The sequence below is a fragment of the Caulobacter sp. CCNWLW153 genome, assembly GCF_036889365.1.
Lineage (GTDB): Bacteria > Pseudomonadota > Alphaproteobacteria > Caulobacterales > Caulobacteraceae > Caulobacter > Caulobacter radicis.
Genome location: NZ_JBAKFV010000001.1, coordinates 259,904 through 283,347, shown reverse-complemented (window position 1 = coordinate 283,347; position 23,444 = coordinate 259,904). Strand labels below are relative to the sequence as shown.

At 68.4% G+C, this 23,444-nt stretch carries 20 protein-coding genes and 1 pseudogene; 7 read left to right on the top strand and 14 right to left on the bottom strand.

Annotated features, from left to right (window positions below):
• The 9 genes and pseudogenes from trbL to V6S85_RS01140 all read right to left on the bottom strand — a co-directional run bounded on the left by trbL (position 1) and on the right by V6S85_RS01140 (position 10,944).
• Positions 1-1,284 (bottom strand): P-type conjugative transfer protein TrbL, encoded by a 1,284-nt coding sequence (gene trbL, locus V6S85_RS01180; RefSeq protein ID WP_116568691.1) that lies wholly within the window; start codon positions 1,282-1,284, stop codon positions 1-3.
• Positions 1,281-1,514: a putative entry exclusion protein TrbK-alt gene (gene trbK-alt / locus V6S85_RS01175; RefSeq protein WP_116568692.1), complete on the bottom strand. Its 234-nt coding sequence runs from the start codon at positions 1,512-1,514 to the stop codon at positions 1,281-1,283. Before trbK-alt ends, trbL begins: the two co-directional genes overlap by 4 nt.
• Complete coding sequence (trbJ, locus tag V6S85_RS01170; RefSeq protein WP_243410612.1) at positions 1,511-2,209, bottom strand: P-type conjugative transfer protein TrbJ; 699 nt, start codon at positions 2,207-2,209, stop codon at positions 1,511-1,513. Before trbJ ends, trbK-alt begins: the two co-directional genes overlap by 4 nt.
• Positions 2,209-4,640, bottom strand: a pseudogene (trbE, locus tag V6S85_RS01165) (conjugal transfer protein TrbE). The gene trbJ and the pseudogene trbE overlap by 1 nt, the downstream one beginning before the upstream one ends.
• A gap of 2 nt (positions 4,641-4,642) precedes the next feature.
• Positions 4,643-4,909, bottom strand: a complete 267-nt coding sequence (locus V6S85_RS01160; RefSeq protein ID WP_334347725.1) for a VirB3 family type IV secretion system protein — start codon at positions 4,907-4,909, stop codon at positions 4,643-4,645.
• A complete protein-coding gene (locus V6S85_RS01155; protein ID WP_442885636.1) occupies positions 4,909-5,181 on the bottom strand; it encodes a TrbC/VirB2 family protein in 273 nt (90 codons plus the stop codon). Before V6S85_RS01155 ends, V6S85_RS01160 begins: the two co-directional genes overlap by 1 nt.
• A 156-nt stretch (positions 5,182-5,337) precedes the next feature.
• Positions 5,338-6,288 (bottom strand): P-type conjugative transfer ATPase TrbB, encoded by a 951-nt coding sequence (trbB, locus tag V6S85_RS01150; RefSeq protein ID WP_334347724.1) that lies wholly within the window; start codon positions 6,286-6,288, stop codon positions 5,338-5,340.
• Between the two features lie 141 nt (positions 6,289-6,429).
• On the bottom strand, positions 6,430-8,622 hold the full coding sequence (locus tag V6S85_RS01145) for a beta-glucosidase (protein ID WP_334347723.1): 2,193 nt from the start codon (positions 8,620-8,622) through the stop codon (positions 6,430-6,432).
• A 120-nt stretch (positions 8,623-8,742) separates the two neighbouring features.
• Complete coding sequence (locus V6S85_RS01140; RefSeq protein ID WP_334347722.1) at positions 8,743-10,944, bottom strand: TonB-dependent receptor; 2,202 nt, start codon at positions 10,942-10,944, stop codon at positions 8,743-8,745.
• A gap of 478 nt (positions 10,945-11,422) precedes the next feature.
• Between V6S85_RS01140 and V6S85_RS01135 the strand changes: the two genes are divergently transcribed.
• On the top strand, positions 11,423-14,626 hold the full coding sequence (locus V6S85_RS01135; RefSeq protein ID WP_334347721.1) for a family 78 glycoside hydrolase catalytic domain: 3,204 nt from the start codon (positions 11,423-11,425) through the stop codon (positions 14,624-14,626).
• A gap of 59 nt (positions 14,627-14,685) precedes the next feature.
• Here V6S85_RS01135 and ybgC read toward each other — a convergent pair whose 3' ends face one another.
• Positions 14,686-15,129, bottom strand: coding sequence for a tol-pal system-associated acyl-CoA thioesterase (gene ybgC, locus V6S85_RS01130; protein WP_334348105.1), 444 nt, complete (start codon positions 15,127-15,129; stop codon positions 14,686-14,688).
• A gap of 172 nt (positions 15,130-15,301) precedes the next feature.
• On the opposite strand from ybgC, the gene V6S85_RS01125 reads away from it, so the two are divergent.
• Positions 15,302-16,459, top strand: coding sequence for an alpha/beta hydrolase (locus V6S85_RS01125; protein ID WP_334347720.1), 1,158 nt, complete (start codon positions 15,302-15,304; stop codon positions 16,457-16,459).
• 109 nt (positions 16,460-16,568) lie between these two features.
• On the opposite strand, the gene V6S85_RS01120 is transcribed toward V6S85_RS01125, so the two are convergent.
• Both V6S85_RS01120 and V6S85_RS01115 read right to left on the bottom strand, forming a co-directional pair.
• Positions 16,569-17,579, bottom strand: a complete 1,011-nt coding sequence (locus V6S85_RS01120) for a glycosyl hydrolase (protein WP_334347719.1) — start codon at positions 17,577-17,579, stop codon at positions 16,569-16,571.
• Positions 17,580-17,588: 9 nt separating this feature from the next.
• Positions 17,589-18,485, bottom strand: a complete 897-nt coding sequence (locus tag V6S85_RS01115) for a 3'-5' exonuclease (RefSeq protein WP_334347718.1) — start codon at positions 18,483-18,485, stop codon at positions 17,589-17,591.
• Positions 18,486-18,618: 133 nt separating this feature from the next.
• Between V6S85_RS01115 and V6S85_RS01110 the strand changes: the two genes are divergently transcribed.
• From V6S85_RS01110 to V6S85_RS01100, 3 genes are all read left to right on the top strand, one after another.
• Positions 18,619-18,945, top strand: coding sequence for a hypothetical protein (locus V6S85_RS01110; RefSeq protein ID WP_334347717.1), 327 nt, complete (start codon positions 18,619-18,621; stop codon positions 18,943-18,945).
• A 107-nt stretch (positions 18,946-19,052) separates the two neighbouring features.
• A complete protein-coding gene (locus V6S85_RS01105) occupies positions 19,053-19,538 on the top strand; it encodes an alpha-ketoglutarate-dependent dioxygenase AlkB (protein WP_334347716.1) in 486 nt (161 codons plus the stop codon).
• 70 nt (positions 19,539-19,608) lie between these two features.
• Positions 19,609-19,797: a hypothetical protein gene (locus tag V6S85_RS01100; protein WP_334347715.1), complete on the top strand. Its 189-nt coding sequence runs from the start codon at positions 19,609-19,611 to the stop codon at positions 19,795-19,797.
• 85 nt (positions 19,798-19,882) lie between these two features.
• Here V6S85_RS01100 and V6S85_RS01095 read toward each other — a convergent pair whose 3' ends face one another.
• Positions 19,883-20,755 carry an SDR family NAD(P)-dependent oxidoreductase gene (locus tag V6S85_RS01095; RefSeq protein ID WP_334347714.1) on the bottom strand — a complete coding sequence of 291 codons (873 nt, stop codon included), beginning with the start codon at positions 20,753-20,755 and terminating at the stop codon, positions 19,883-19,885.
• A gap of 145 nt (positions 20,756-20,900) precedes the next feature.
• Between V6S85_RS01095 and V6S85_RS01090 the strand changes: the two genes are divergently transcribed.
• Positions 20,901-21,266: a winged helix-turn-helix transcriptional regulator gene (locus V6S85_RS01090; protein WP_334347713.1), complete on the top strand. Its 366-nt coding sequence runs from the start codon at positions 20,901-20,903 to the stop codon at positions 21,264-21,266.
• A 169-nt stretch (positions 21,267-21,435) separates the two neighbouring features.
• On the top strand, positions 21,436-21,561 hold the full coding sequence (locus V6S85_RS01085; RefSeq protein ID WP_334347712.1) for a hypothetical protein: 126 nt from the start codon (positions 21,436-21,438) through the stop codon (positions 21,559-21,561).
• A gap of 107 nt (positions 21,562-21,668) precedes the next feature.
• On the opposite strand, the gene V6S85_RS01080 is transcribed toward V6S85_RS01085, so the two are convergent.
• Positions 21,669-23,426: an ATP-binding protein gene (locus V6S85_RS01080; protein ID WP_334347711.1), complete on the bottom strand. Its 1,758-nt coding sequence runs from the start codon at positions 23,424-23,426 to the stop codon at positions 21,669-21,671.
• Positions 23,427-23,444: the final 18 nt, after the last annotated feature.

Genomic DNA, 23,444 nt, shown 5'->3' with positions numbered 1-23,444 from the left:
TCAGGACTCCGAGAGTGAAGGTGAAGCGCCGGCGCTGTGATCGTCGCCGCTGGCCAAGCCGTGGGCGGCCAGGCCGGCGCCATGGGCCAGGTCCTGGCGCTGTTTGAGATCGCGAGCCCACGGCGGCGGATCGCCCGCCACGGCCGGGGATGGGGAAGGATCGGCTGCCGAGGAACCGGGGCCGGTCGCAGCGCCCCCGGCCCAAGCCGCGCCCGAGCCTGAGCCTGAACCCGAGCCGGATCCTGGATCCATGCCGGGTCCCGGCGGCGGGGGCGTGTTGGGACCGGGCGAGGACGGCGAGGCGCCTGTCGGCGGGAAGGGGCGCGGCCCGCCCGTCGCCCCATCCACCAGGGCCGATTTCGACGCCAGACCCGCGGCCGCCCCGGTCGCCGCGCCCGCCGCCATTTGGGCGGCCGCGACGCCGGCCACGGCCATGCCGCCGACCGTCAGGCCTGTGCCGACCGCCGCGCCCAGGCCCAGTTGCGGCGCGCCGGAGATCAGGCCCGAGGCGATGCCAGGGCAGAAGATCGACAGGCCAAGGAGCACGAGACTCGCCAACACCAGGGCCAGAGCCTGCTCCAGGGTGGGTTGGCCATCGGTCCAGGTCACCGAAAAGGCGTCGAACAGTGTTGAACCGATGCCGACGATGACGGCCAGAGCCATGACCTTGACGCCCGAGGCCAGGACCGCGCCCAGGACGCGCTCGGCCATGAAGGCGGTGCGGCCGAAAAGGCCGAACGGCACGAGGGCGAAGCCGATCAAGGTGGCGATCTTGAACTCGATCAGCACCACAAAGACCTGCACGGCGATGATGAAGAACGCCACGACCACGAGCAGGAACGCCACCAGCAGCACGAGCACCTGGACGATATTCTCGAAGAAGGCCGGAAAGCCGCAGAGGTCGGCGGCGGCCTCGAGGAAGGGTTTGGCCGACGCCACCCCGATCGCCGCCAAGCGGCCCGGGCGCAGCATCTCGTCGGCCGAGACCCCTGCCCCGCCCGCGGTCAGCCCCAGCTGGGTGAAGCTGGACAGCACCAGGGCCGACAGGGACTGGAAGTTGCCGATCAGGAAGGCGAAGAAGCCGACATAGAGGACCTTGCGGATCAGGCGCGCCAGAATGTCCTCGCCGGCCGCCAGGCTCCACATCAGGGCCGCCAGGGTGACGTCGATCGCCACGAGGATATTGGCCAGGGCGCCGACATGCGGGGCCAGGAGACCAAAGCCGCTGTCGATGTAGCGGTTGAACGTCGCGAAATAGGTGTCGATGACGCCGATGTCGTTCACGGGCGGGTCCTTCCGAAGAAGCGCGCGCGCGAGGCGTCCCAGGCGGCCTGGCAGTCGGGGTCGTGTCCGGCCGCCTCGCCCAGTTGGCGACAGCGGGCCAAACGGTCATCGCGCGCGGCGAGGGCCCGGGTCATCGGAGGCTCGTGTGCCGGGGCCGGCGCGCGCAGCGCCAGGGCGGCGGCCGCGATCGCCGTAAAGGCCGCCAGGCCCCAGACCAGGGCGACCCTCACGGCTGACGGCCCATGAAGCGGCCAAACCGCGCCTTGGCGTCGGCCCGGGCGGCGGCGCGATCGGCCGCCTCCAACGCCTGGGCGCGTCCCTGCGCGGCCATCAAGGCGGTCAGCTGGGTCAGTTGCTGGGCCTGCAGGGCCAGGAGCTGGTTGCCGGCCTGGGCGGCCTGCAGCGCGCCGCTGGCGCCCTGGCTGGCCGAGACCAGGGCGGCCATTTGCCCGTCGCTGTCGCCCAGCGCGCCGACGACGCCGGCCTGCACCTTCAGAGCGTCCTGGAAGGCGGCGACCGAAATCTCCCACCGCGCATCGGCGCGGGCGACGAGGTCGGCGTTGGTCGCGCTCAACGCGGCCGCGCCGTAGCTCTGCGTGAAGGCCTGCTGAATGGCGGCCACGTCATAGGCCAGACGCTGAGCCTGGCCCAGAAGCTGGCGGGTCCGCGCCACCTGAGCCTGGAGCGTGGCCAGGGAGGAATAAGGCAGGCTGGCCAGGTTCTTGGCCTGGCCGATCAGCATCTGGGCCTGGTTCTGCAGGCCGGCGATCTGGTTGTTGATCTGCTGGAGGGCGCGGGCGGCCTGCAGGACGTTCTGCGCGTAGTTGGTGGGGTCGTAGACGGCGATTTGAGCCAAGGCCGAGCCGCTCGCGGCGGTCAGGACCAGGGCGAGCGCCAGGACGGCGCGACGGCGCGCAAGCATGATCAGGTCTCCGGTTGAGGGGCTGGGGAGATGAGGTCGGCGGCCCATCCCAGCCCCCGGGCGCGGAGCCAGGCCGGGGCGAAGGAGCGCCCCGGATTTTCGGCCCGGACCTGGCTCATCTGGGCTTGAAGGGGTTTGGAGGAGGCTGCGGCGAAGGCCAGGGTGACGGGCCCCAGCCCCAGCTCGAACAGGCGCTCGCCGTCCCGTGATTGGACGTAATAGTCGCGGGCGGGAGTGGCTCTGGCGATCAGTTCGATCTGGCGCTCGCCCAGACCAAATTGGTGGTAGGCGGCCGAGCCGGCCGGATCCAGCGCCCAGGCGTTGGGCAGAAAGATTCGCGTCAAGCACAGCTCGGTCAGGGCGTAGGCGATCGGACTGCGCAACACCTGGGTCAGCGACAGGGTGGTCAGGACGACCGAGCCGTTCTTCTTGCGCACCGTTCCCAGCCACGCCTGCAGCTGAGCGCCAAAGGCGGGGTCATCCAGCGCAAGCCAGCCTTCATCGATCAGGATCAGGGTCGGCGCGCCGTCCAGGCGCCGCTCGATGCGATGGAAGAGATAGGCCAGCACGGCGGGGGCGGCGGCCGTGCCCAGCAGGCCCTCGGTCTCGAAGGCCTCGACATCGTGATCGCCCAGGCTTTCGCGATCAGCGTCGAGCAGCCGGCCCCACGCGCCGCCCAGGCAGTACGGCGCCAGGGCCAGCTTCAGCTCCTGGCTAGCCAACAGGGCGCAAAAGCCCGTCAGCGTGCGTTCGTTCGTCGGCGCCGAGGCCAGGCTCGACAAGGCCGCCCACAGATGATCGCGCACAGCCGGCGTCACCACGACCCCTTGCTGGGCCAGGATCGCCGCCAGCCAGTTGGCCGCCCAGATCCGCTCGCTCTCCTGGTCGATCATGGCCAGGGGCTGGAGGTCGACCGCGGGACGATCGGTCTCGCGCAGCACGCCCCCCAGGTCGTGGAAGGCCCCGCCCATCCCCAACGCCGCCGCGCGGATCGACGCGCCGAAGTCGAAGGCGAAGACCCGCGCCCCGCTGTAGCGCCGAAACTGCAGGGCCATCACCGCCAGGAGCACGCTCTTGCCCGCGCCGGTGGGCCCCACGACCAGGGTGTGGCCCACCTCGCCGACATGGGTGGACAGACGAAAAGGCGTGGAGCCCTCGGTGCGCGCCATCAGCAAGGGCGGCCCGTCCAGATGGGCGTTGCGTTCCGGACCGGCCCACACCGCCGACAAGGGGGCGATGTGGGCCAGGTTCAGGGTCGAGAGCGGCGGTTGACGGACATTGGCGTAGGCGTGACCGGGCAAGGACCCGAGCCAGGCTTCGACGGCGCCGACGCGCTCGCGAATGATCGTGAAGTCTCGCCCGGTGATGACGCGTTCGGCCAGGGCGAGCTTGGCGTCGGCCGCCGCCGGATCGTCATCCCAGACCACCAGGTTGGCCGTCACATAGGCGTAGGCCACCGCGTCGCCGCCAAGATCCTGCAGGGCAAGGTCGGCCTCGCTGGCCTTGTTGGCCGCGTCGTTGTCGACGAGGGCGGCCGGCTGCTGGGTCAGGGCCTCCTGCAGCAGGGCCGCGATCGATTTGCGCTTGGCGAACCATTGGCGGCGGATCTTGGCCAGCAGGCCCTGGGCCTGTTCTTGTCGAGGAAGATGGCTCGCGTCGTCCAGCGATAGGGGAAGGCCAGGCGATTGAGATCGTCCAGGACGCCCGCCACGGTTTGGGACGGAAAGCCGACCAGGGTCAGCACGCGCAGGTGAGCCAGGCCTAGCCGCGGCTCCAGACCGCCGTGCAAGGGCTCGGTGGCCAGCACCGCGTCGAGGAAAACGGGGGTTTCGGGAACCCGCACCGATTGGCGCGCGGTCGAAACGGTCCCGTGCAGGAAGCCGAGGGTTTCGGCGTCCGACAACCAGGCCGCCTGCGGCACCATCGCCTCGATCAGGGCCAGCACGCGATTGGAGCGGTCGATGAAGCCGGCGAGCTCGCCGCGCCAGTCGGCCTGGGCGCTCGCGCGCCCTTCCAGGAAGAGGTCGGCCAGGCGACCGGTTTGGTCCGGGGGCGGCAGATAGAGCAGCGTCAGGTAATAGCGGCTCTCGAAGTGCGCGCCGGCCTCCAGGAAGGCGGCCCGTCGTTCTTCATCAACCAGGCCGGACACGGGATCGGGAAAGATGCTCTGGGGGTAGGCCAGGGCCGGGTCGCGCCGCGCCTCGACGAAAAGCGCCCAACCCGAGCCCAGGCGGCGCAGGACATTGTTGACCCGAGCGGCGATCACGGCGACGGCTTCGTCCGAGGCCGAGTCCAGGTCGGGTCCCCGAAAGCGGGCCGTGCGCTGGAAGGCCCCGTCCTTGTTGAGGATCACGCCGGGCGCGACCAGCGCCGCCCAGGGCAGGTAGTCGGCCAGAACCGAGCGTGCGCGCGCATATTCGCGAAGGTCGAGCATGGCTAGACCTCCAGGCGCGCCGGGAGGCGCACATGACGGCGCCCGACCTCGAAGATCAGCGGATCATGGCGCGCGGCCCACACCGCCAGACCATGGCCCACGACCCAGACGGCCAGGCCGACCAGCCACAGTCTCAGGCCCACCCCCAGGGCGGCGGCCAGGGTGCCGTTGACCAGGGCGATCGCGCGAGGCGCGCCGGCCAGAAGGACCGGGTCGATCAGGGCCCGATGGACGGGCGCGGCGAAGGTCCTCGCGCGATCGCCGGCCATCAGATCAGCGCCCCGCCGCCAAAGCTGAAGAACGACAGGAAGAAGCTGGAGGCGGCGAAGGCGATCGACAGGCCGAACACGATCTGGATCAGCCGCCGCGTGCCGCCGGTGCTGTCGCCGAACGCCAGGGCCAGGCCGGTCATGATGATGATGACGACGGCGATGATCTTGGCCACGGGACCTTCGATCGACTCCAGGATCTTCTGGAGCGGCTCTTCCCAGGGCATGGAGGAGCCGGCGGCGTAGGCCTGGGCCGACAGCAGGCTCAGCATCGAGGTCAGGCTGGCGAGGATCCCGTTCCGCAGTCGCGGCGGCGGGGACTGGGACGCGGGGCGAGCGCCGGACATGGAGGCGCGCGACAGGGCAAGGCTCGTGGACACGAGGCCATTCTCCTTTGGTTGGTCAGGGGGTTTGGGGGCTCTTAGGTCTCAGGCGGGGCTGAGCTGGTAGGCGCCGTCGGGCGCCAGGCCCTCCAGGCGGGCAAGGTCGACGAGGCGACGCTGTCGGCCGCGACCGGACAGGACGGCGATCACATCGATGGTTTCGGCGATGAGGCCGCGAGGCGCCGTGACGACGGCTTCCTGGATCAGTTGCTCCAGGCGCAGCAACGCGCCTACTGACGAGCCGGCGTGCAAGGTGGCGACGCCACCGGGGTGGCCGGTGCCCCAGGCCTTGATCAGGTCCAGGGCCTCGCCGCCGCGCACCTCGCCGATGATGATACGGTCAGGCCGCAGGCGCAGGGTCGAGCGCACCAGCTCGGTGAGCCCCACCACGCCGTCGACGGTGCGCATGGCCACGAGGTTCGGCGCGGCGCATTGCAGTTCGCGAAGGTCCTCGCAGAGGATGACGCGATCGCCGCTCTCGGCGACCTTGGCCAGCAGAGCATTGACCAGGGTGGTCTTGCCGCTCGAGGTCGGCCCGGCCACGAGGATGTTGCGGCGCTCGCGCACGGCGTCGGCCAGGATGGCGGCCTGGGCGGCGTCCATGACGCCGGATCGGACATAGTCGTCCAGGCAGAACAGCTGACGCGCCGGCTTGCGCACGGAGAAGGCCGGCGCGGCCACCAGCGGCGGCAGCAGGCCCTCGAACCGCTCGCCCGTCCCGGGCAGCTCCGCCGACAGCCGCGGCCGGCCGGCATGGGCCTCGGCGTCGACATGGTGGGCGACCAGCCGGATGATCCGCTCGGCGTCGGCGGCGCTGAGCGTCAATTCGGCGTCCACCAGCCCCGCGTCGAAGCGATCGAGCCAGACGCGGCCATCGGGATTGACCATCAGCTCGGCGACGCCGGGATCGTCGAGCCTGGCGAGCAGTAGCGGTCCCAAGGCCGAGCGCAGCATGCGTTCGGTGCGGGACAGGGCGGTGGTTTCGGGCTGGTCCATCGTGGTCCCCGTGGCTGTCGGGGACGAGTAAGAAGACCGCGGACGCACCGATCTCAACAGTCAAATCGAGCGCGCCAACCCTGGGAAAGGAAAAGAACGACGCGGAAAATCCGCCGCCCAAGACGCCTCGCCCAAGCGCGATCAGGGGGCCAGGAGCGCCGCCTCGATGTCCGCGCCGCCGGTGAGCGCCAGGTCGGTGGCGCAGGCGCCGACGGCGACCCCGTAGCGCCCTGCCGGAACGCTCCAGCCGCGCGCCCTGCTGTCGAAATCGGCCAGCAGGCGTCGATCGGCGCTCACGCTTACACGAACGGTTTGCGAGGGCGCGAGAACCACCTTTTGCCAGCCGATCAGGCGCACGAGCGCTTGGCCGGCCCGGTCGACCAGATAAACCTGCGGGGTGTCTGCGCCCAGGCGATCTCCGACATTGGTCACGTCGAAGCTCACCGTCAGGGTCGCCCCGCCCGTGACCTCCAGGTTCCCGTATCGAAAATCGGTATAGGACAGGCCAAAGCCGAACGGGAAGAGCGGCGTGGCGCCGTTGCGCGCATGCCAGCGATAGCCGACGTCGGCGCCTTCGTCGTGGGGGGCGTCGAAACTGGGTTGCCGGGCGACATCGACCGCAGGCCCGCGCGGCACGGCCCAGCGCTGGCCGGTCCCCGCGATCGAGGCGCGAGGAAGCTGCGTCTCGGTGGCCGGGAAGGTCATGGGCAGACGGCCGCTGGGGCTGACATCTCCAAACAGCAGGGCCGCGATCGCCTCGCCGCCGGCCGAGCCCGGGTACCAGGCCTCCAGCACCGCCGCCACGTCCTGCAGCCAAGGCATCAGCACCGGCCCACCGGTCTCCAGGATCACGATGGTCCTGGGATTGACGGCGGCGACCGCCGCGATCAAGGCGTCCTGTCCGTTGGGCAAGGTCAGGTCCGGGGCGTCGAACCCCTCGCCCATCCACTGGGTGGCGAACACGATGGCGACGTCGGCCTTGGCCGCCATGGCGACAGCTTCCGAGGGATAGCGGCCGTTGGAGAAGCGGACGCGGGCGTTGGGCGCGCGCTTGCGGATGGCCTTCAAGGGCGAGGCGGGATGATAGTGTTCGCTCATCCACACCGACAAATCGCCCTCGCCGCCCAGGCTCTGAACCGCCGCGAAACCGCCTCTGGGCGTGACCTGCGAGGATCCCGCTCCTGAGATGACGCCAAGATCGGCCAAGCCGCCGACGACCAGGATCGTGCCGACCGTTTCCGCGAGCGGCAGCAGCCCGCCCTGGTTGCGCAGCAGCACCGCGCCGTCCTCGGCGACCGTTTGGGCCAGCTTTTCGTGGGCGTCAAAGTCGATGGGCTCTCCGGCCCGGCTTGGGCGGTCAAAGACCCCGACGGCGAACAGCGAGCGAAGGATACGCTCGCACATGTCCTGTACGCGGCTCGCCGAGACCGCGCCCGCCTTCATGGCCGCCTTCAGCGGCTCGGCGAACCAGACGGCGTGATCGAGCTGGGCGCCCGATTGCTGGTCGCAGCCGGCGTTGGCCGCCTCCACGCCGCTGAGCGCGCCCCAGTCGGACATCACCCAGCCGGGAAACGCCCAATCGCCTTTGAGCACGCCATTGAGCAGAGGCTCATGGGCGCAGGCGTAGTGGCCGTTGATCCGGTTGTAGCCGCTCATCACCGAGCCGGGCGCGCCCCGTTCGATCGCGATCTGGAAGGCCAGAAGGTCGCTCTCGCGCAGCGCGCCGTCCTCGATGACGGCGTTCACGACATGGCGGCCGGTCTCCTGGTCGTTGAGGATGAAGTGCTTGAGGCAGGCAACAACCCCTTCCTGCTGGACACCGCGGATGGCCGCGCCGGCCAGGACGCCCGCCAGCAGGGGATCTTCGCCGAGATATTCGAAGTTGCGGCCGCACCGGGGATCGCGCGTCAGGTTGGCGCCGGGGCCGAGAAGGACATTGAAGCCTTTCCTCGCCGCCTCGTCTGCGATCATCGCCCCGGCGGCCCTCGCCAGCACGGGGTCCCAGGTCGAGGCCATGCACAGACCGGACGGCGCGGCCGTGGCGACATCGCCGGGTCGCGCGTCGGCCATGTTGGCCACGCCCAGGCTGGCGTCGGTTTCGAACAGTCCGGGAAAGCCCAGGCGCGGGATCGGCGGGACATAGCCGGAACCGGGCACGGCGCCCTCGGGGATCGCGTAACCCTTGGCCAGAGGCACGGCCATCAAGCTGTGGAGCAGGCCGATCCGCTCGTCGTCGGTCATCGCCTCGGCCAGCAGACGCGCCCGTTCGTCAGGCGAGAGCGAGACGTCCATCCAGGCGCGACTTGAAAGCGTGGGGGCGACAACGGCGTTCAAGGGAAATCCTAACGTGTCAAAGCGCTGATCGGGTCGAGCCACCGGTGTCACGGCGGATCGGGCGTTCGCCGGCAGGCGCAGGCCGACCAGGGAGGCCAGGCCTCCCTGGTCGGCGCGATGCTAGAAGCGTGCGTCCAAGGTCACGCCGAAGCTGCGGCGCCAGTCCATCGAGGGGGTGGTCCAGTAGGATCGGCCCGCGCCGCCGTTGAAGGCCCCGAGCGGATCGGCGACGATGTAGGGATAGGCGTTGTCCAGGAGGTTGCGGCCAAAGACGCTGATCCCCCAACGACCGTCGAAGCTGCGCACGCCGACCCGGCCGCCCAGCAGCCACTGGGCGCGGCTGGTGGTCACCGGATTGGGCGAAGGATTGAAGTCGGTCGACGACTGGTAGGTCAGGTCCGACTGGACAAAACCTTCCAGCGCGCCCATCGGGCGGGTGTATTCCCCGTTCACCAGCAAGCGCCATTTGGGCACATTGGCCACCTGGGAGACCGGGCGCGTCGTGCCGGCCGCCGAACAGGTCCCCACGCCCTTCGCCTGCTCGCTGTTGCACGCCACCAGGAAGGTCGGAGCGTATTCAGCGTCGTTGTAGATCACCCCTGCATTGAGGGAGAGACTGCGCATGGGCTTGCCAAACAGATTCAGCTCAAAGCCCTTGGACGTCATGTAGGGCGAGTTGCCCTGAGCAAACCCCGGGACGGGATTGGCCGGGGTCGAGGGCACGAACACGGCGGTCTGGAAGTTGTCGACCTTGTTGTGAAAGAGCGAGGCGGTGGCCAGAACGCGGCCGTCGAACAGCGCGCCCTTGTAGCCCAGCTCGTAGTACATCGGTTTTTCAGGCTCGATGATCGGGTCCACGCCTGGCCCGGCCTGATCGTTCACCGCTGGCCCCTTGTAGCCGCGGGACGCGGTCAGATAGGCCATCGCGGACGGCGAGAAGGCGTACTGGGCGCCCAGCTTCCAGGAGAAGTTGTCGGTCTTGACCCGTCCGCTTACCGAGCTCGAGGAGAAGGCGGGGGTGGCGATGTAGCCCAGGGCCGCGATCTGCGCCGGCGTGAAGGCGACGGCGTCGTCCTTGAGGAACTCGTCGGTGTAGCGCCCTCCGACGATGAAGGAGAGCTTTTCAGTGGCGTGCAGGGTGGCCTGGCCAAAGGCGGCGTAGCTGCGTTGATAGACGTCGGTGACGCCGCCCCGGCCCGCCTTCAGCGGCGCCGGCAGCAGTCCAAGGCCGCCGCCCTGGAAGGTCAGGTCGTGCGAGGCGGTGTCGGAGAAGAACAGCCCCGCCACGAACTCGACCTTCTCGCCCTTGGGCGAGGTCAGGCGCAGTTCCTGGCTGAAGGTTTCGATCTTGGACGGGGCCAGGTTGGTGCTGAGAATATTGGTGTTGAGCAGATCGGTGTCGCCGCCCAGGCCAAAATAGCCGAACTTGCCGCCCTCGCGCCAACGGTTGGCGGTGATCGAGGTCAGCACGTAGTCGCCCGGCAGGGTGTAGTCGATCTGGGCTGACAGCCCGTAGCTGACGTCCCGGCTGGTCGGCTTGTTATCGCCTTCCGAGCAATTTTCTTCGTTGTGGAGGCTGGCGATGACGCCGCACGCCGCCAGGCGCGAGGCCAGCGCCGGGGTTTGAACGATGGCGTAGACATAGGGCTGCAGACCGTTGGTTCCGGTCTTCTGCCAGTCGCCGATCACATTGATCGCCAGATTGCTGGTGGGTTCCCACAGCAGGCGACCACGACCGCCATAGCTGCTGTTCTTCTTGGACTTGCCGGTCAGGACGTTGCGGACGACGCCGTCCTGGTCGCGGTTGTTGAGATTGAAACGCAGCGCCGCAGTCTCGCTGATGGGCAGGTTCACCGTCAGGCGCTGGCGTTGGTAGTCATAATTGCCGATGTCGGCGTGGGCGATGACTTCGAACCGGCTGGGATTGGGCGCCTTGGTGACGATGTTGATGACGCCCGCGGAGGCGTTCTTGCCAAACAGCATGCCTTGCGGACCGGCCAGCACCTCGACGCGCTCGACGTCGGACAGTTCGCTGATCTGGGTGCGGCCCATGACGACGCCGTCCAGAACCACCGACACGGCCGATTCCGACGAGCGGGTGAAGCCGTTGGTGCTGACGCCGCGGATCGCGGGCGTCGCGCCGGTGACGCCGCTCGACGATAGGGACGGCACCGACCGGGTGAGGTCGCCGATCTGACCGACGTTCTGGCGATCCAGTTGGGCCGCGCCGACCACGCTGACCGAGACGGGCACGTCCTGCAGGCGTTCCTCACGCTTCTGGGCGGTGACGACGATCTCTGTGACGGTGGCGTCGTCACTCACGGGCGCCGGGGTTTGGGCCTGGGCGAAGGCGGCCATGGGGACCGTGAGGGCCGCGATCCCGCAAGAGGCCAAGAACAAAACACGCGATGACTTCAAGCTGCGACCCATAACGGTCCTCCCAATCGACCGCTCAGGGTCGTTCGCGAGATGCTTTACCCACCAATTTGCAATCGGTACAGTCTGTTTGTTACTTGAAACTAGAGACCGATGTTCGGCGAAACCAGCCAGGAAGGCGCTCGTCCTTGAAACACCAGACACCATCTTTCGGCTCTCGGCGCGGCGCGCTGGGCGAACGCGCCCCGCGCGGCGAGGCCAAGGTTGAGCGAGGTCAAGCAGCGCGCTCAAAGCCTTGGCGGCGGAAGGCCTGGTTCGGGCGCGCAAAGGGCCGCCTCCCATCAAGCAGGACCGACATGCGGCGCCGCGGCTCGCAAGCCCGCCCAAAGACAAGCGCCGCGCTGCGGCTGGGAGTTATGAGATGATGAGCCGTCGCACCTTGCTTGCGGCCTCCGGGGCCGTGTCGATGGCCAGCGTCGGCGCAGAGAGCCGCGCGGCGTCGCCGGCCGCGCTCAAGATCGTCGATCTGAAAGTCGAATCGCTTGTTGAACCTCTGGGGCTGGACAGTCCTCGCCCCTATTTGAGCTGGCGCCTGAACAGCGCGCGTCGCGATGCGGCCCAGAGCGCCTACCGCATCGCCGTCGCCTCCTCAGCCGACAAACTCGCCGCGGGCCAGTACGACCTTTGGGACACGGGCCGCGTCGCCTCCAGCGACAGCCTGGGCCATCCCTATGGCGGGCGCCCTCTGAACTCCAGGCAGAAGGTCCATTGGCAGGTCGAGGTCTGGGATGAGCGCGAGGGGCGCCAAAGCGCCCGCTCGGCGTGGGAGATGGGCCTTCTGGAGCCGGCGGACTGGACCGCCCAGTGGATCGCGGCGGAGGCCGAGCGTGACCGGCTGGACCGTCTGGCGGGCTTCCATTGGATGTGGGCGGGAGACGCGCATCCCGGAAAGCCCCGAAAATTTCGCTTCAGCTTTGATCTGCCCCAGGCCGCGCAGGGCGTGCTCCTGGCCGGTGGCGTGGATCGGCTGGAGGGCTTGTGGCTCGATGGCCAGCCCCTGCAAGCGCTGCAGGCCGCGTCGATCGATTTCGCCAAGCCGCCGTTGACGGAACTCCCTGTAAATTTGGCTCGGGGCCGCCACGTCGTCGCCGGGCAGGTCAAGGTGGACAAGGGCGTCCTGCCCTCCCCGACCGGCGCCTTCGGGGCGCTGGTCCGCCTCGTGCTCCCCGACGGCCAGCGCCTTTGGGCGTCCCCCAAGGATCGGTGCAAGACTTCCCTCGATGACGCCGCCGATTGGTTCGCGCCCGACTTCGACGACGGGGCCTGGGCCCCCGCGACCTTGGCGACGCCGCAGCCCAACACCCCGTGGCCGGCGCGCCCCGCCGTCCTGATGCGCAAAGGCTTCGAAACGTCAGGGGCCGTCGTTTCGGCGAGACTCTACGCGGCGGCCTTGGGCGGCTTCCAGGCGCGGCTGAACGGCCAGGCCGTCGACGACGGACTGCTGGCCCCCGGATACACGGACTACAGGGCCAGAACCCCCTACCGCGCCTACGACGTGACCGAACTGATCAAGCCTGGTCGGAACGCGTTGGGATTTTGGGTGGCGGACGGCTGGTTCGCCAGCGTGGTGGCGCCGGCCTCGCGATTCAGCTTCGGGCCCGCGCCCCGGCGTCTGCTCGCCCAATTGGAGATCACCTATGCCGACGGCCGGCGCGTGGTCGTGGCGACCGATCCCAGCTGGAGCGTGCGCCAGAGCGCCGTTGTCTCCGCCGAGATCTACAATGGCGAGACCTATGACGCGCGTCTGGAAGTCGATGGATGGGACCAGGCCGGTGTGGCCGAGGCCGGCTGGGAGAAGGCCGCGTTGGCGCCTGCACCCCAGGCGCCGCCGAGCGCCGACATTGTCCCGCCGGTCCGCGTCACCCAGGTCCTTGCCCCGGTAAAGCGTACGGCCCTGTCCTCCAACGTCGCCGTCTTTGACTTTGGCCAAAACCTCGCGGGCGTCCCGCAGATCACGCTGCAAGGCCCGGCCGGCTCGACCGTGACGCTGAAGTTCGCCGAGGTGTTGACCAAGGATGGCCGCGCAGACCAGTCCAACCTGCGCGCGGCTCGCGCCACCGATCACTATACCTGTCGCGGCGCGGCTCGTGGCGAGGCCTACCAGCCTGCGTTCACCTTCCACGGCTTTCGCTACGTCGAGGTTTCCGGTCTTGCCGCCTTGCGCCGGTTCGACCTGAAGGCGGGGGTCATCCACAACGACCTGCCCATGACCGCCAGCATCGCCATCGAGGACCCGACGATCGCCGGCATTTGGCGCAACGCCCATTGGAGCCAGCGCTCCAACTTCATCGGCGTGCCCACCGATTGCCCGCAGCGGGACGAGCGTCTGGGTTGGACGGGCGATGCTCAGGTGTTCTGGGACGCGGCGGCGTTCAACATGGACGTGGAGCTCTTCACGCGCCGGTTCATGGAAGAGCTGCGCATCGCCCAGGACAGCCAGGGCGGGTTCCCGGTCTTCGCGCCGGCGGCAAGCCGTCCGCCCGCCTCGATTGGTCCAACGCCGGGCTGGGCGGACGCCGGCGTGATCCTGCCTTGGACCGCCTGGCGGCGTTCGGGGTCCACGGCGGTGATCGAAGAGAACTGGAGCGCCGTGAGCCGTTATCTGGCGGCGATCGCCAAGACCAACCCCGATGGCGTGTGGCGCAACAAGCGCGGGATCGACTTTGGCGATTGGCTTTCGATCGACGCTAAAACCGCCTGGGACGAAACCACGCCCAGGGACCTGATCGCCACGGCCTACTGGGCTTACGACACGGGCTTGATGGCCGACATGGCCGCCGCGACCGGTCGCAAGGACGAGGCGACCCACTTCCAGGCCGAGCACGAGCGGGTCAGGGGCGCCTTCCGCGACGCCTTCGTGGCCAAGGACGGGCAGATCGGCAACGGCAGCCAGACCAGCTACATCCTGCCGCTGCGCTTCAACCTGCTCACGCCTGCTCAGCATCAGACGGCGGGGCAGCGTCTTGCCGCCTCGATCCGTGAGCGCGGATCCCTGACGACGGGTTTTCTCGGGACGCCCTACATCCTCGACGCCCTGGCCGATAGCGGCCAGGCTCAGACGGCGATGACGCTTCTGCGGCGCCAGGACTATCCGTCCTGGGGCTACATGCTGAGCAAGGGGGCGACGTCGATGTGGGAACGCTGGAACGCCGACACCGGCGACGTGGCCATGAACTCCTTCAACCACTACGCCTTGGGCGCGGTGAGCGGCTTTATCATGCGCCGGCTCGTCGGCATCGACGCCCTGGAACCGGGGTTCCGCCGCATCCTGGCGCGTCCCCTGATCACGGCAAGCTCACGGCAGGCGGCGGGCAAGCACCTGTCGCCGATGGGCATGATCCAGAGCGACTGGCATGTCTCGCCGCAGGGGAGCCTGGCCTTGTCGCTGCAGGTCCCCGCCAACGCGTCCGCCCAACTGGTCCTGCCCGCCGGTGTCTACAGGGCCGCCGGCGAGCCGCTGATCCCGGCGACCTCCGCCCAGGACGGGGATGGAAGCAAGACCGCCGTCTTCGAGCTGGCGGCCGGATCCCACAGCATCACCGGCGAGGTCGCCCGACTAGACGCCTAGCCAGAGCCGGGGAAAGAGCAGACGCCGCTCCCTCTTCGCGCCGTCGCTCTGACGGCGCTTCACGCTTGTTCGGCGGCGAGCCAGGGCGTGAGCCTGGCCACCAGATCGGCGGCCGGCCTGCGCGGCCGGCCGTCCAAGGTGATGCAGACGGCCTCGACCCGCGCCTGGCAGAGGACCGCCTCGCCGCATTGAATCGCCTGGCGCGCCAGAAGCCTGACGCCCTTGATCTGCGTCCAAGCGGTGTGGACCACCAGGGCGTCGTCGATACGGGCCGCGCGCTTGAAGTCGATCTCCATGCGCGTGATGGCGAAGGCGGTGTCGCTGGCCGCCAGCTCGGTGTGGGAAACGCCGATGATCCGGAAGCTGTCGCTGCGCCCGCGCTCGAAAAACCGCAGGTAATTGGCGTGATACACGATCCCTGAGAAGTCCGTGTCCTCGTAGTAGACGCGGATCGGAAGCTGGTGCTCGGAGCCGATGAAGACGCCGGCGTTTGGTTCGCTCATGGTGGACCCGCGCTGGCTGACCGACCGCGCTTGCGGAGGCCAAGGGGAGCGTCCGGCCGCGGCGCCGCTGAACGCGAGAATCATAGAAACAATACATCCTGTTTCTATTGACAGGAGCGCGATGTCACGGCCCTGTGCGCCCTCAAAACCAATCGACCGGGGAAACGATCAGGTGCGTAAGGTGGGAATCGCCTTCAGGGCGCTGGGCTATCTCTTGCTGGCGCCGCTGGTGCTGATTTCTTGGTTGGGCCTGCTGCGCACCGGCGTCATGCCGCAATATGTCGCCCAGCTTGTCCTGGAATGGCTGGGACCGCCGCTCCTCGTGATCCTGCTGATCGGCCTGGCCCTGACGCTTCGGCGGTGGCTCAAGACCCGTCGGCGGGGCTTCCTGATCCCGGTCGTGCTCGTCGGCTCGGCGGTTGTCGCCAGCGGCTACACGCTGGGCGGCTATGTCGCCGCGGCCAGGGCGCACGGCATCTCCATCAACCTCGTGCACGCGGTCGCGCCGCAGTGGTTCCACAAGGGCCCCCCGCCTCATACTTTCGTCTTCGACCGCTATGACGGCGAGGAGGCCAAGCTCCACGTCTATCCGCCGTCTGGGGCGCGCCCAGGCGGGGCGCCGGTTCTCGTCTACGTGCATGGCGGCGGCTGGAAGCTTGGTGACTCCGTGGGCCGCGACCGCGACATGCGTTGGTTCGCCGAGCAGGGCTATCTTGCCATCGCCGTCGATTACACCCTGTCGTCGGACCACCGCCACCTGTGGGACGTCACCCAACCGCAGATCGCCTGCTCGCTGGCCTGGATCGGGAAGAATGCAGCCCGGTTCGGGGGCGACGCGGACCGCTTGGCGCTGTTCGGCGAGTCGGCGGGCGGCAATCTGGTGCTCAACGTCGGCAACCTTATCAACGCCGGCAAGCTCGCCAGCCGATGCGGCGGCCAGGTTCCAACCGTCAAGGCGGTGGCGGCGATCTATCCGCCCGTGGATGTGAGGGCGATCTATCGTCACCCCGCCGCGACCTGGGCGGCGCTGGCCTATATCGGCGGTTCGCCCGAACAATATCCGGCGCGATACGCCGCGGTGTCGCCAGTCAACTCGACCGCGCCGTCGAACCCGCCCGCCCTGATCATAACGGGCCTGGACGACAGCACCGTGCCGGTGAGCGACACCCTGGCCTTTGTGAAGACCGCGCAGGCCGACGGACGGCCGGTCGACCTGATCACCATCCCGCGCGCCGGTCATGGTTTCGAGCTTGTGCCCGGCAGCATTGGAAATCAGACGTACCGCGCCGCCACCTTGAACCTCTTGAAGAAGCACGGCCTGCAGCCGTGATCGCGGTCGCCGCCGATCGGGCCGTCCCTCGCCCTGTCCTGAAAACAAGCCGGGTCGGCGGGCGCAGGCTCGCAGCCCCTCCCCTCACCTTGGAGGGACCGAGCGCGTCTCAGAACGCCGTGGGCAGCCCGCTGGCGGCAAGTTCGTCCTTCGTCACATACCGCTCGGCGGCATAGTAGGCCTTCAAGAGCCCCGGATCGTTCTGGCCAGGATCCATTAGCCAGCGCGTGTGCCAGGTCATGAACCACAACCAGTCGGCCTGGGGGCCGAGCAAGGCCGGATCGGGGATTGGCCCGTTCTCGTGCAGGCAGATCGGCACGCTGTCGCCGACGATCGCCTTGACCGCCCCGAACATCGGGGCCAGGGCGCCATGGTCCTCAACATAGATGTCAGCGCCGGCGACATCGACCAGGTCACGGCCCGGATACCAGGCCGGATCGACGTTCTGGCCGGCCCAGCCCAACACCCAGATCAGGTTGTCGAGACCCCGGCGGCGCGTGAACTCGTCATGCATCAGCGCCCACAGCGCCTTGAAGGCCTCAGGCCCATGCTGGCCCCACCAGAACCAGTCGCCGCTGAACTCGTGCAGCGGTCGCCAGAGCACCGGCACGCGCCGATCGCGCAGCACGGCCAGCAGGTCGGCGATCGCGTCCAGGTCGCGATGCAAAGCCAGGTTCTGGGGCGTGCCCGGCTTCAGGGCCGCGACCAGGTCGAAGTCTTTCTTCGAGTTCTCGTACCCCGTCCCGACATCCGGCGCGCCCCAGTGCCAGCACAGGGTGACGATCCCGCCCGAGCGATGCCAAGCGCTCGCCCGCTCGTTGACCGCGGCGTTGTCGCGCGGGTCCATGTAGTCGAGGCCAAGGATCGCGGGCTGACGGCCGGTCGCCCGCGCGATGTAGTCCAACTCGACGCGAGGACCGGCGCGGGCCACGCCCAGCTCCTGCTGGCCGGTCAGGGTCTTGCGCCCGTAGAGGCTCCAGAGGAAGCCGTAGAGGGCGCGGGCCTCGACCGAGGCGCGAGGATTGCTCAGGCGGCGCGAGGGCGCCGCGGCTAGGGCTGTTCCGCCGACCGCCGCCAGCGCCAGGCCCGTGGCCAGGGTCGAGCGCCTGGAAACCCTCATGACATGCTCCTAGGCACGCTCGGAGAACCGGTCATAGGCGTCGATGCGCCGGGCCAGCAGATCGATCTCGCCGCCATAGATCTCCTGGCGCAGGAACAAGAGTTCGGCGTCCTTGTCGGCCTCGGCGACGTCGACATACCAGCAGCGCGACGGCACGGCGTCATCGCCGTTCCAGCGATAGCCGCGAGCCTTCAGCTTGTCCTTCATGGCGAACGGCGAGTTTTCGGCCCAGATCCGCCAGGTCGGGGCACGCGCCCGCTCCAGCAGGGCGGCCAAGGCCGGAACGCCGCTCCTGGGCAGGTCGCACGCCAGCAGTTCGATGGCCGCGGCGCAATCATTGACCGCCCGGTGACGGTCGTAGAAGAACCCCGCCCCGGCCGCGAGCCAGGCCAGCTTGACGCCCTCGTGCCCCTCGGCGGCCCAGTCGACCCGGCTCATCGAGCAGGCCCAGGGCTTAGTGCGGAAGACCTCGCTGAACCGCTCGAGGAAGCGCCGGTCGAAGGCGGCGTTGTGGGCGATGACCAGGGCGGCGGGGGCCGCCGCGGCCGTCACGGCGTCCAGGTCGAGGGTCTTGCCGGCGACCATGGCGTCGTCGATGCCGGTCAGGGCGGTGATTTCGGGCGGGATTGGCCGCGCCGGCTCGCGAAAGCCGTGGAAGGCCTCGCCGACCTCGTAGATCCGCCCGTCCGCCCCATAGCGGAACGGGACCATGGCCAGCTCGATGATCTCGTCGTGCCGCCAGTCCAGGCCCGTGGTCTCGACGTCGACGAACAGGCCCGTGCGGACGATGGCGCCGTCCGGGATCGCCACCGGCGGCCGGGGCTTCAGCCGGCGCAGCACGCGATACTCGCCGCTCGCGCGCAGCGCTGCGGCCATCGCTTCCAGATCCAGGGCCTGATCCTCCATATCGCCCGCATAGCACCAGAGCCGATTCCTAGGCCAGTCGGGGCCTTGCCAGAACCGATCCCCGTTTCGCGTTCCGGGCGATTGACTCCCGCCGCCCAATGAGAACAATTGCGGAACGTTCTGGACATCCGCCATGCCCCCTCCCCCGCGTCGCGGGCGCCTCGCCGCGACCGCCGGCCAGGCGCCCGGTGTCTGGCGCAAGAGCATCGAGAAACTGACCCGCCAGCGCGAGCACGCCGGCGATCGGACCAGCCGCACGCTCTGCTTCACCTTTCCCGGCGGCCGCCGCGCCTCGCGCAGCCGCGTGACCTTCGTCTCGCCCGAGCATGTGCCCGAGTTCGACGGCGACGAGGCCTGGTTCGAGATGGAACTGGTGGCGGGCGTCCCCTGGTCCTGGTGGCGCGCCGTGCGCCAGGTCGACCCGCCCGCCACCGCCAGACAGGCCAATGAGGCCCGATGAGCGTCCAGCCGAGCCTCTTTGACCTGCCGCCCGCGCCGCGCCGGCCCATGCCGTAGGGCTTCGCCTACCAGCCGGACCTGATCGGCCCGGCCGAGGAGCGCGACCTGGTGGCTCGGCTCAAAGGCCTGGACTTCAAGCCCTACGAGCACCTGGGCTATCTGGGCAACCGCCGGGTCGCCAGCTTCGGCTGGCGGCGGGACGACAACGGCCGGATGGCGGCGACCGACGAGCCGATCCCCGACTTCCTGCGCCCCTTGCTCGACAAGGTCGCCGCCTTCACGGGTTTGCCCTGCGAAAGCTTCCGCCACGCCCTGGTCACCGAATATGCGCCGGGGGCCGGCATCGGCTGGCATCGCGACCGCCCGCCCGCCGTGGCCATCGCCGGGGTGTCGCTGGTCTCGCCCTGCAGCTTTCGCCTCCGGCGCAAGGCCGGAGACACCTGGGACCGGGCCACGATCGAGGCCCAGCCCCGCTCGGCCTATCTGATGAGCGGGCCGGCCCGCAGCGACTGGCAGCACAGCATTCCGCCGGTCGCGGCGCTGCGCTATTCGGTGACCTTCCGGACCGTGCGCGCGCCAAGGCCCAGCTACTGACGCACACGTGTTTTGAGGCCGGCCCGCTGGAACGACAGGATGGGCGTCGCACCAGGACGGGAAAGCCAAGATGATCGAGCGGACATTCCAGCCGGGCGAGCAGGTGCTGCGCACCGGCGTCAACCTGCCGCATCTGGGCGTCTTCAGCGGCCAGGTCTACGAGGTCGAGGACTTCGAGCGCCATCACGCCGAAGGCCTCTATATCCGCGGCGTCCCCGAGGGCCTGGACCCGGGCAGCTTCCAGCCGATCGAGGCTTGATAATCGCCGGCCGCCACATCAAGAGGTGAAGATCGTCACCTTCAGCATCAACACTGTCGTCAGCCGATTGTCAGGCGCACCACGCTCAAGCCATCGGGCGGTTTGGGTTAGGCGGCATAAACACCAACGGCTCACCCATGGTGTCGCGATACGAAAGGGGCTGCTTGCCGTCGATATCGCGGATCCCGTAGCGTTGCCCCAGTTCCGCGCCGATCAGCGCTTGGCCGGAAAACTCCATGAGCGCCGGGTCGTCATGCAGCGCATTGACAACCAAGCCCGTGAACTCGGGCCGTTCGAACTCGGCCAGGTGATTGGCGAGCGTCGGCGGCAGATGCTCCTTGGGCGTCGTCTCCGCGAACTGGGCGACCGCATCCGAATAGATGAAGCCTGGCCAGATCGACACGCAGCCGACGTTGTGCGGTCGCAGCTCCAGGGCCATGTCGAAGCTCATTTTGTCGGTGCCGGCCTTGGCCGCCCCATAGGCTGGACCATGGAAATAGGTCACCGCGCCATAGAAGGAGATGTTCGCAATCAGTCCCCGCCGACGCTGCACCATCAGCGGCGCGGCGAAATAGGCGGCGATATAGTTGGTATGTAAGCCGATCTCGATCATGTCGCCGATCGACAGCGGCTTTTCCCAAAAGGCGCCAGGCCGCGCCAGCTCGGGTGGCGCCGCCGCGGCGTTGTTGACCAGGATATCAAGCTGACCGGCCTCTTCTCTGATCTGCTTGATCAAGCCCTCGACCGCAGCGGGATCGTGCTGGTCAAGCGCGACGGGAACACCCTTGCCGCCGCCCGCGGACACTTCGGCGGCAGCGTCGGCCAGCATCGCCTCGCTTGTTTGGCGGCTTGTCATGTAGACGGTAGCACCCATTCGGCCGAACTGGCGTGCGATGCCACGCCCAAGTCCGCGGCTCGCTCCGGTCACCAGGACCACCTTGTGCGTGCTGTCGTTCATCTCTGACGTCCCCCGCGCGCTCATCGTGGCGAGCCAATTGTCTGACGGCGCATGCTCTTGGTGATAACCAGTTCCCATTCCATCGCTGGTTACGATCCGGAACCGGTGTATCAGCCACCCTGGCCAGGCATAAGGAGGCACATCTTTGTCACCTGGATTTTCGACTGCTCCGGACTCCGAGTGCCTCGACATCCGCGAAGTGCTGAACCGGGTGGGCGACAAGTGGAGCCTGTTGGTGATCAGCGCCCTAGCTGGTGGACCGCGGCGATTCAACGACCTGCGACGCGGCGTCCACGGCATCTCACAACGGATGCAGACGCTCACCCTGCGCCTCCTGGAGCGTGATGGCCTGGTCTCTCGAACCATCTTCGCCACCGTTCCGCCGAGCGTCGAGTACGAGCTGACGCCGCTCGGTCGCACGTTGATTGAGCCAGTTCGAGCGCTGTCGCAGTGGGCGCGCGAGCACCGTCAGGAAATCCGCGCGGCACGGGCGCAGTTCGACGCCGCCTAACGGTGCTCCTGCACATGCTATCCGCCGCGCCTGGGCATCCGCCTGGTGGGCGTGACCCTGTCGAACTTCGACCAGGCCATCGCCCTAAAGGACGAACAGCTGGGCCTTGGCCTTGACGTGGCGCCGAGCGGCGTGTCGATGGCCCTCAACCCTGCCTAGGATCCAGACCATGTCGCCTCGCCGTCGCCCCAGCGCCCGGATCCTGACGCCCGTCGGCTGGGCCGGCCTTCTGACGACCATCGGACTGGCCGGCGTGGCTGGCTTGGCCCTTTTGACGGTGTTCAGTCCGCGTTAGGCGCCCGCCCCCGGTCGGGACGTCCGGTCTCCGGCGGGGCTGTGTCAGCAACGGACATTCGGCCGCCTCCAAAAACGCACGTTGAAAGTTGGCCGGCAGACGTCAGGTCAGCCGGCGACGGCGTGGTCGGTCGGTACGGCGGCCAGGGTCTCAGCGATGGCGGCGAAGAGGACAGCGACGTCGATCGGCTTGCTGACATGGGCGTCCAGGCCCGCAGCCAGATAGTCATGCCTCTGGTGGTCCATGGCGTTCGCGGTCAGAGCGATGATCGGGGTTCGGACGCGCGCGCGCTCGCGCTCTTCGGTCCGGATGGCGCGCGTGGCGCTGACCCCGTCCATGACCGGCATGCTGATGTCCATCAGGATCAGATCGAAGGTCCGCTGGCGCCAGGCTTCCAGCGCCAAGCGACCGTCCTCGACGATTTCAAGATCAACCCCCGCGCCGCCAAGCAGACTGCGTAGCACCAGCTGGTTGGTCGGGTTGTCCTCGGCGACCAGTATGGTGAGGCGTTCCTCCAGGGCGGTGACCAAGGGTTCGGCCGCGGGCGTCGCCAATGCCGCGGGAGCCGGTGGGCCGGCGCGCGCCAAGGACAAGGCGACACGGAAGGTGGATCCGGCTCCCAGACGGCTTTCGACCGTGATGTCGCCGCCCATCAGTCGGGCCAGGTCGCGCGAGATCGGCAGGCCAAGGCCCGTGCCGCCGAAGCGCCGGGTCGTGGTGGCGTCTCCCTGGCTGAATTTCTCGAAGAGGCCAGCCCGGATCACGTCAGAGAAACCGACCCCGGTGTCCTCGACGGCGAAAGCGAACCCCGTCGCCTCGAAGACCAGCAGCACGTCGATGCGCCCCTGATCGGTGAATTTCACGGCATTGCCAATCAGATTGTAGAGGATCTGCCGCACACGCGTGGGGTCGCCCCGATAAAGGCTAGGCGGGCCCTGCGCCGCGAACGACAGGGTAAGACCCTTTTCCGCCGCGATGGCTCCGAACGCGTCGCACGCATCGCGGCCAAGCGCCTCGGGGTCGAAGTCGAGGCTTTCGAGCTGGATCTTGCCGGCCTCGATCTTGGCCATGTCCAGCATGTCATTGAGCAAGGTCAGCAGGGTCGCGCCCGACTGTTGCAGCACCCGCAGACGTTCCTGTTGGTGACGGCTCATCGGCTCGCGCGACATGGCCTGGGCCATGCCCAGGATGCCGTTGAGCGGCGTGCGGATCTCATGGGAGACGGTGGCCAGGAAGGCGCTTTTGGCCTGGTTGGCCGCTTCGGCGTTGAGCTGGTCCTGGATCACTTCGTCATAGGACTCGGCGTTGGCGAGCTGCAAGTCGCGAGCGTTGACCGCGAAACAGACGGCCAGCGCGGCAAGGATCCAAGCCTCCACGCCTGACTGCAGGCGGGTGGCGCTGTAGAGAAGCGCGATGGCCGGGGCCGGCGCGGTCCACAGGATCATGCTGCGCGTCAGGGTGTGCTGGGCCGCGCAGGTCATCAGGATCCCGGCGCTGACGAGCACAAGGGTCACGACGGCCGTGTTCGTTGTCGGATGGGCCAGAAGAAGGGGCCCCGCGGAGGTCGATGTCAGCAGGATGGTTATGGCGATCAGCTGGTTCTGGAAGATCCGGAACTGCTCTTGCGTCGCCGCGGCCAGGCGGGGCACAACCCGGCGCCACCAAGCTATGGTCGCCACTTCGGACGACACGTAGGCGGCGATCCAGCCCAGCGCCACCCAGAGAGACATCGCATTCAGAAAGAGCAGCACCATCGCCACCAGGGCGATGCTGCCGATCCTCATGGACACGTGACCGGAATAGGTTCGAGCGTAGTACTTCTCGAGCGCCTGCTGCGAATAGGACCTGTCGGCGTGTGAAGTCATCGCGCCAGCTTGGGTGCA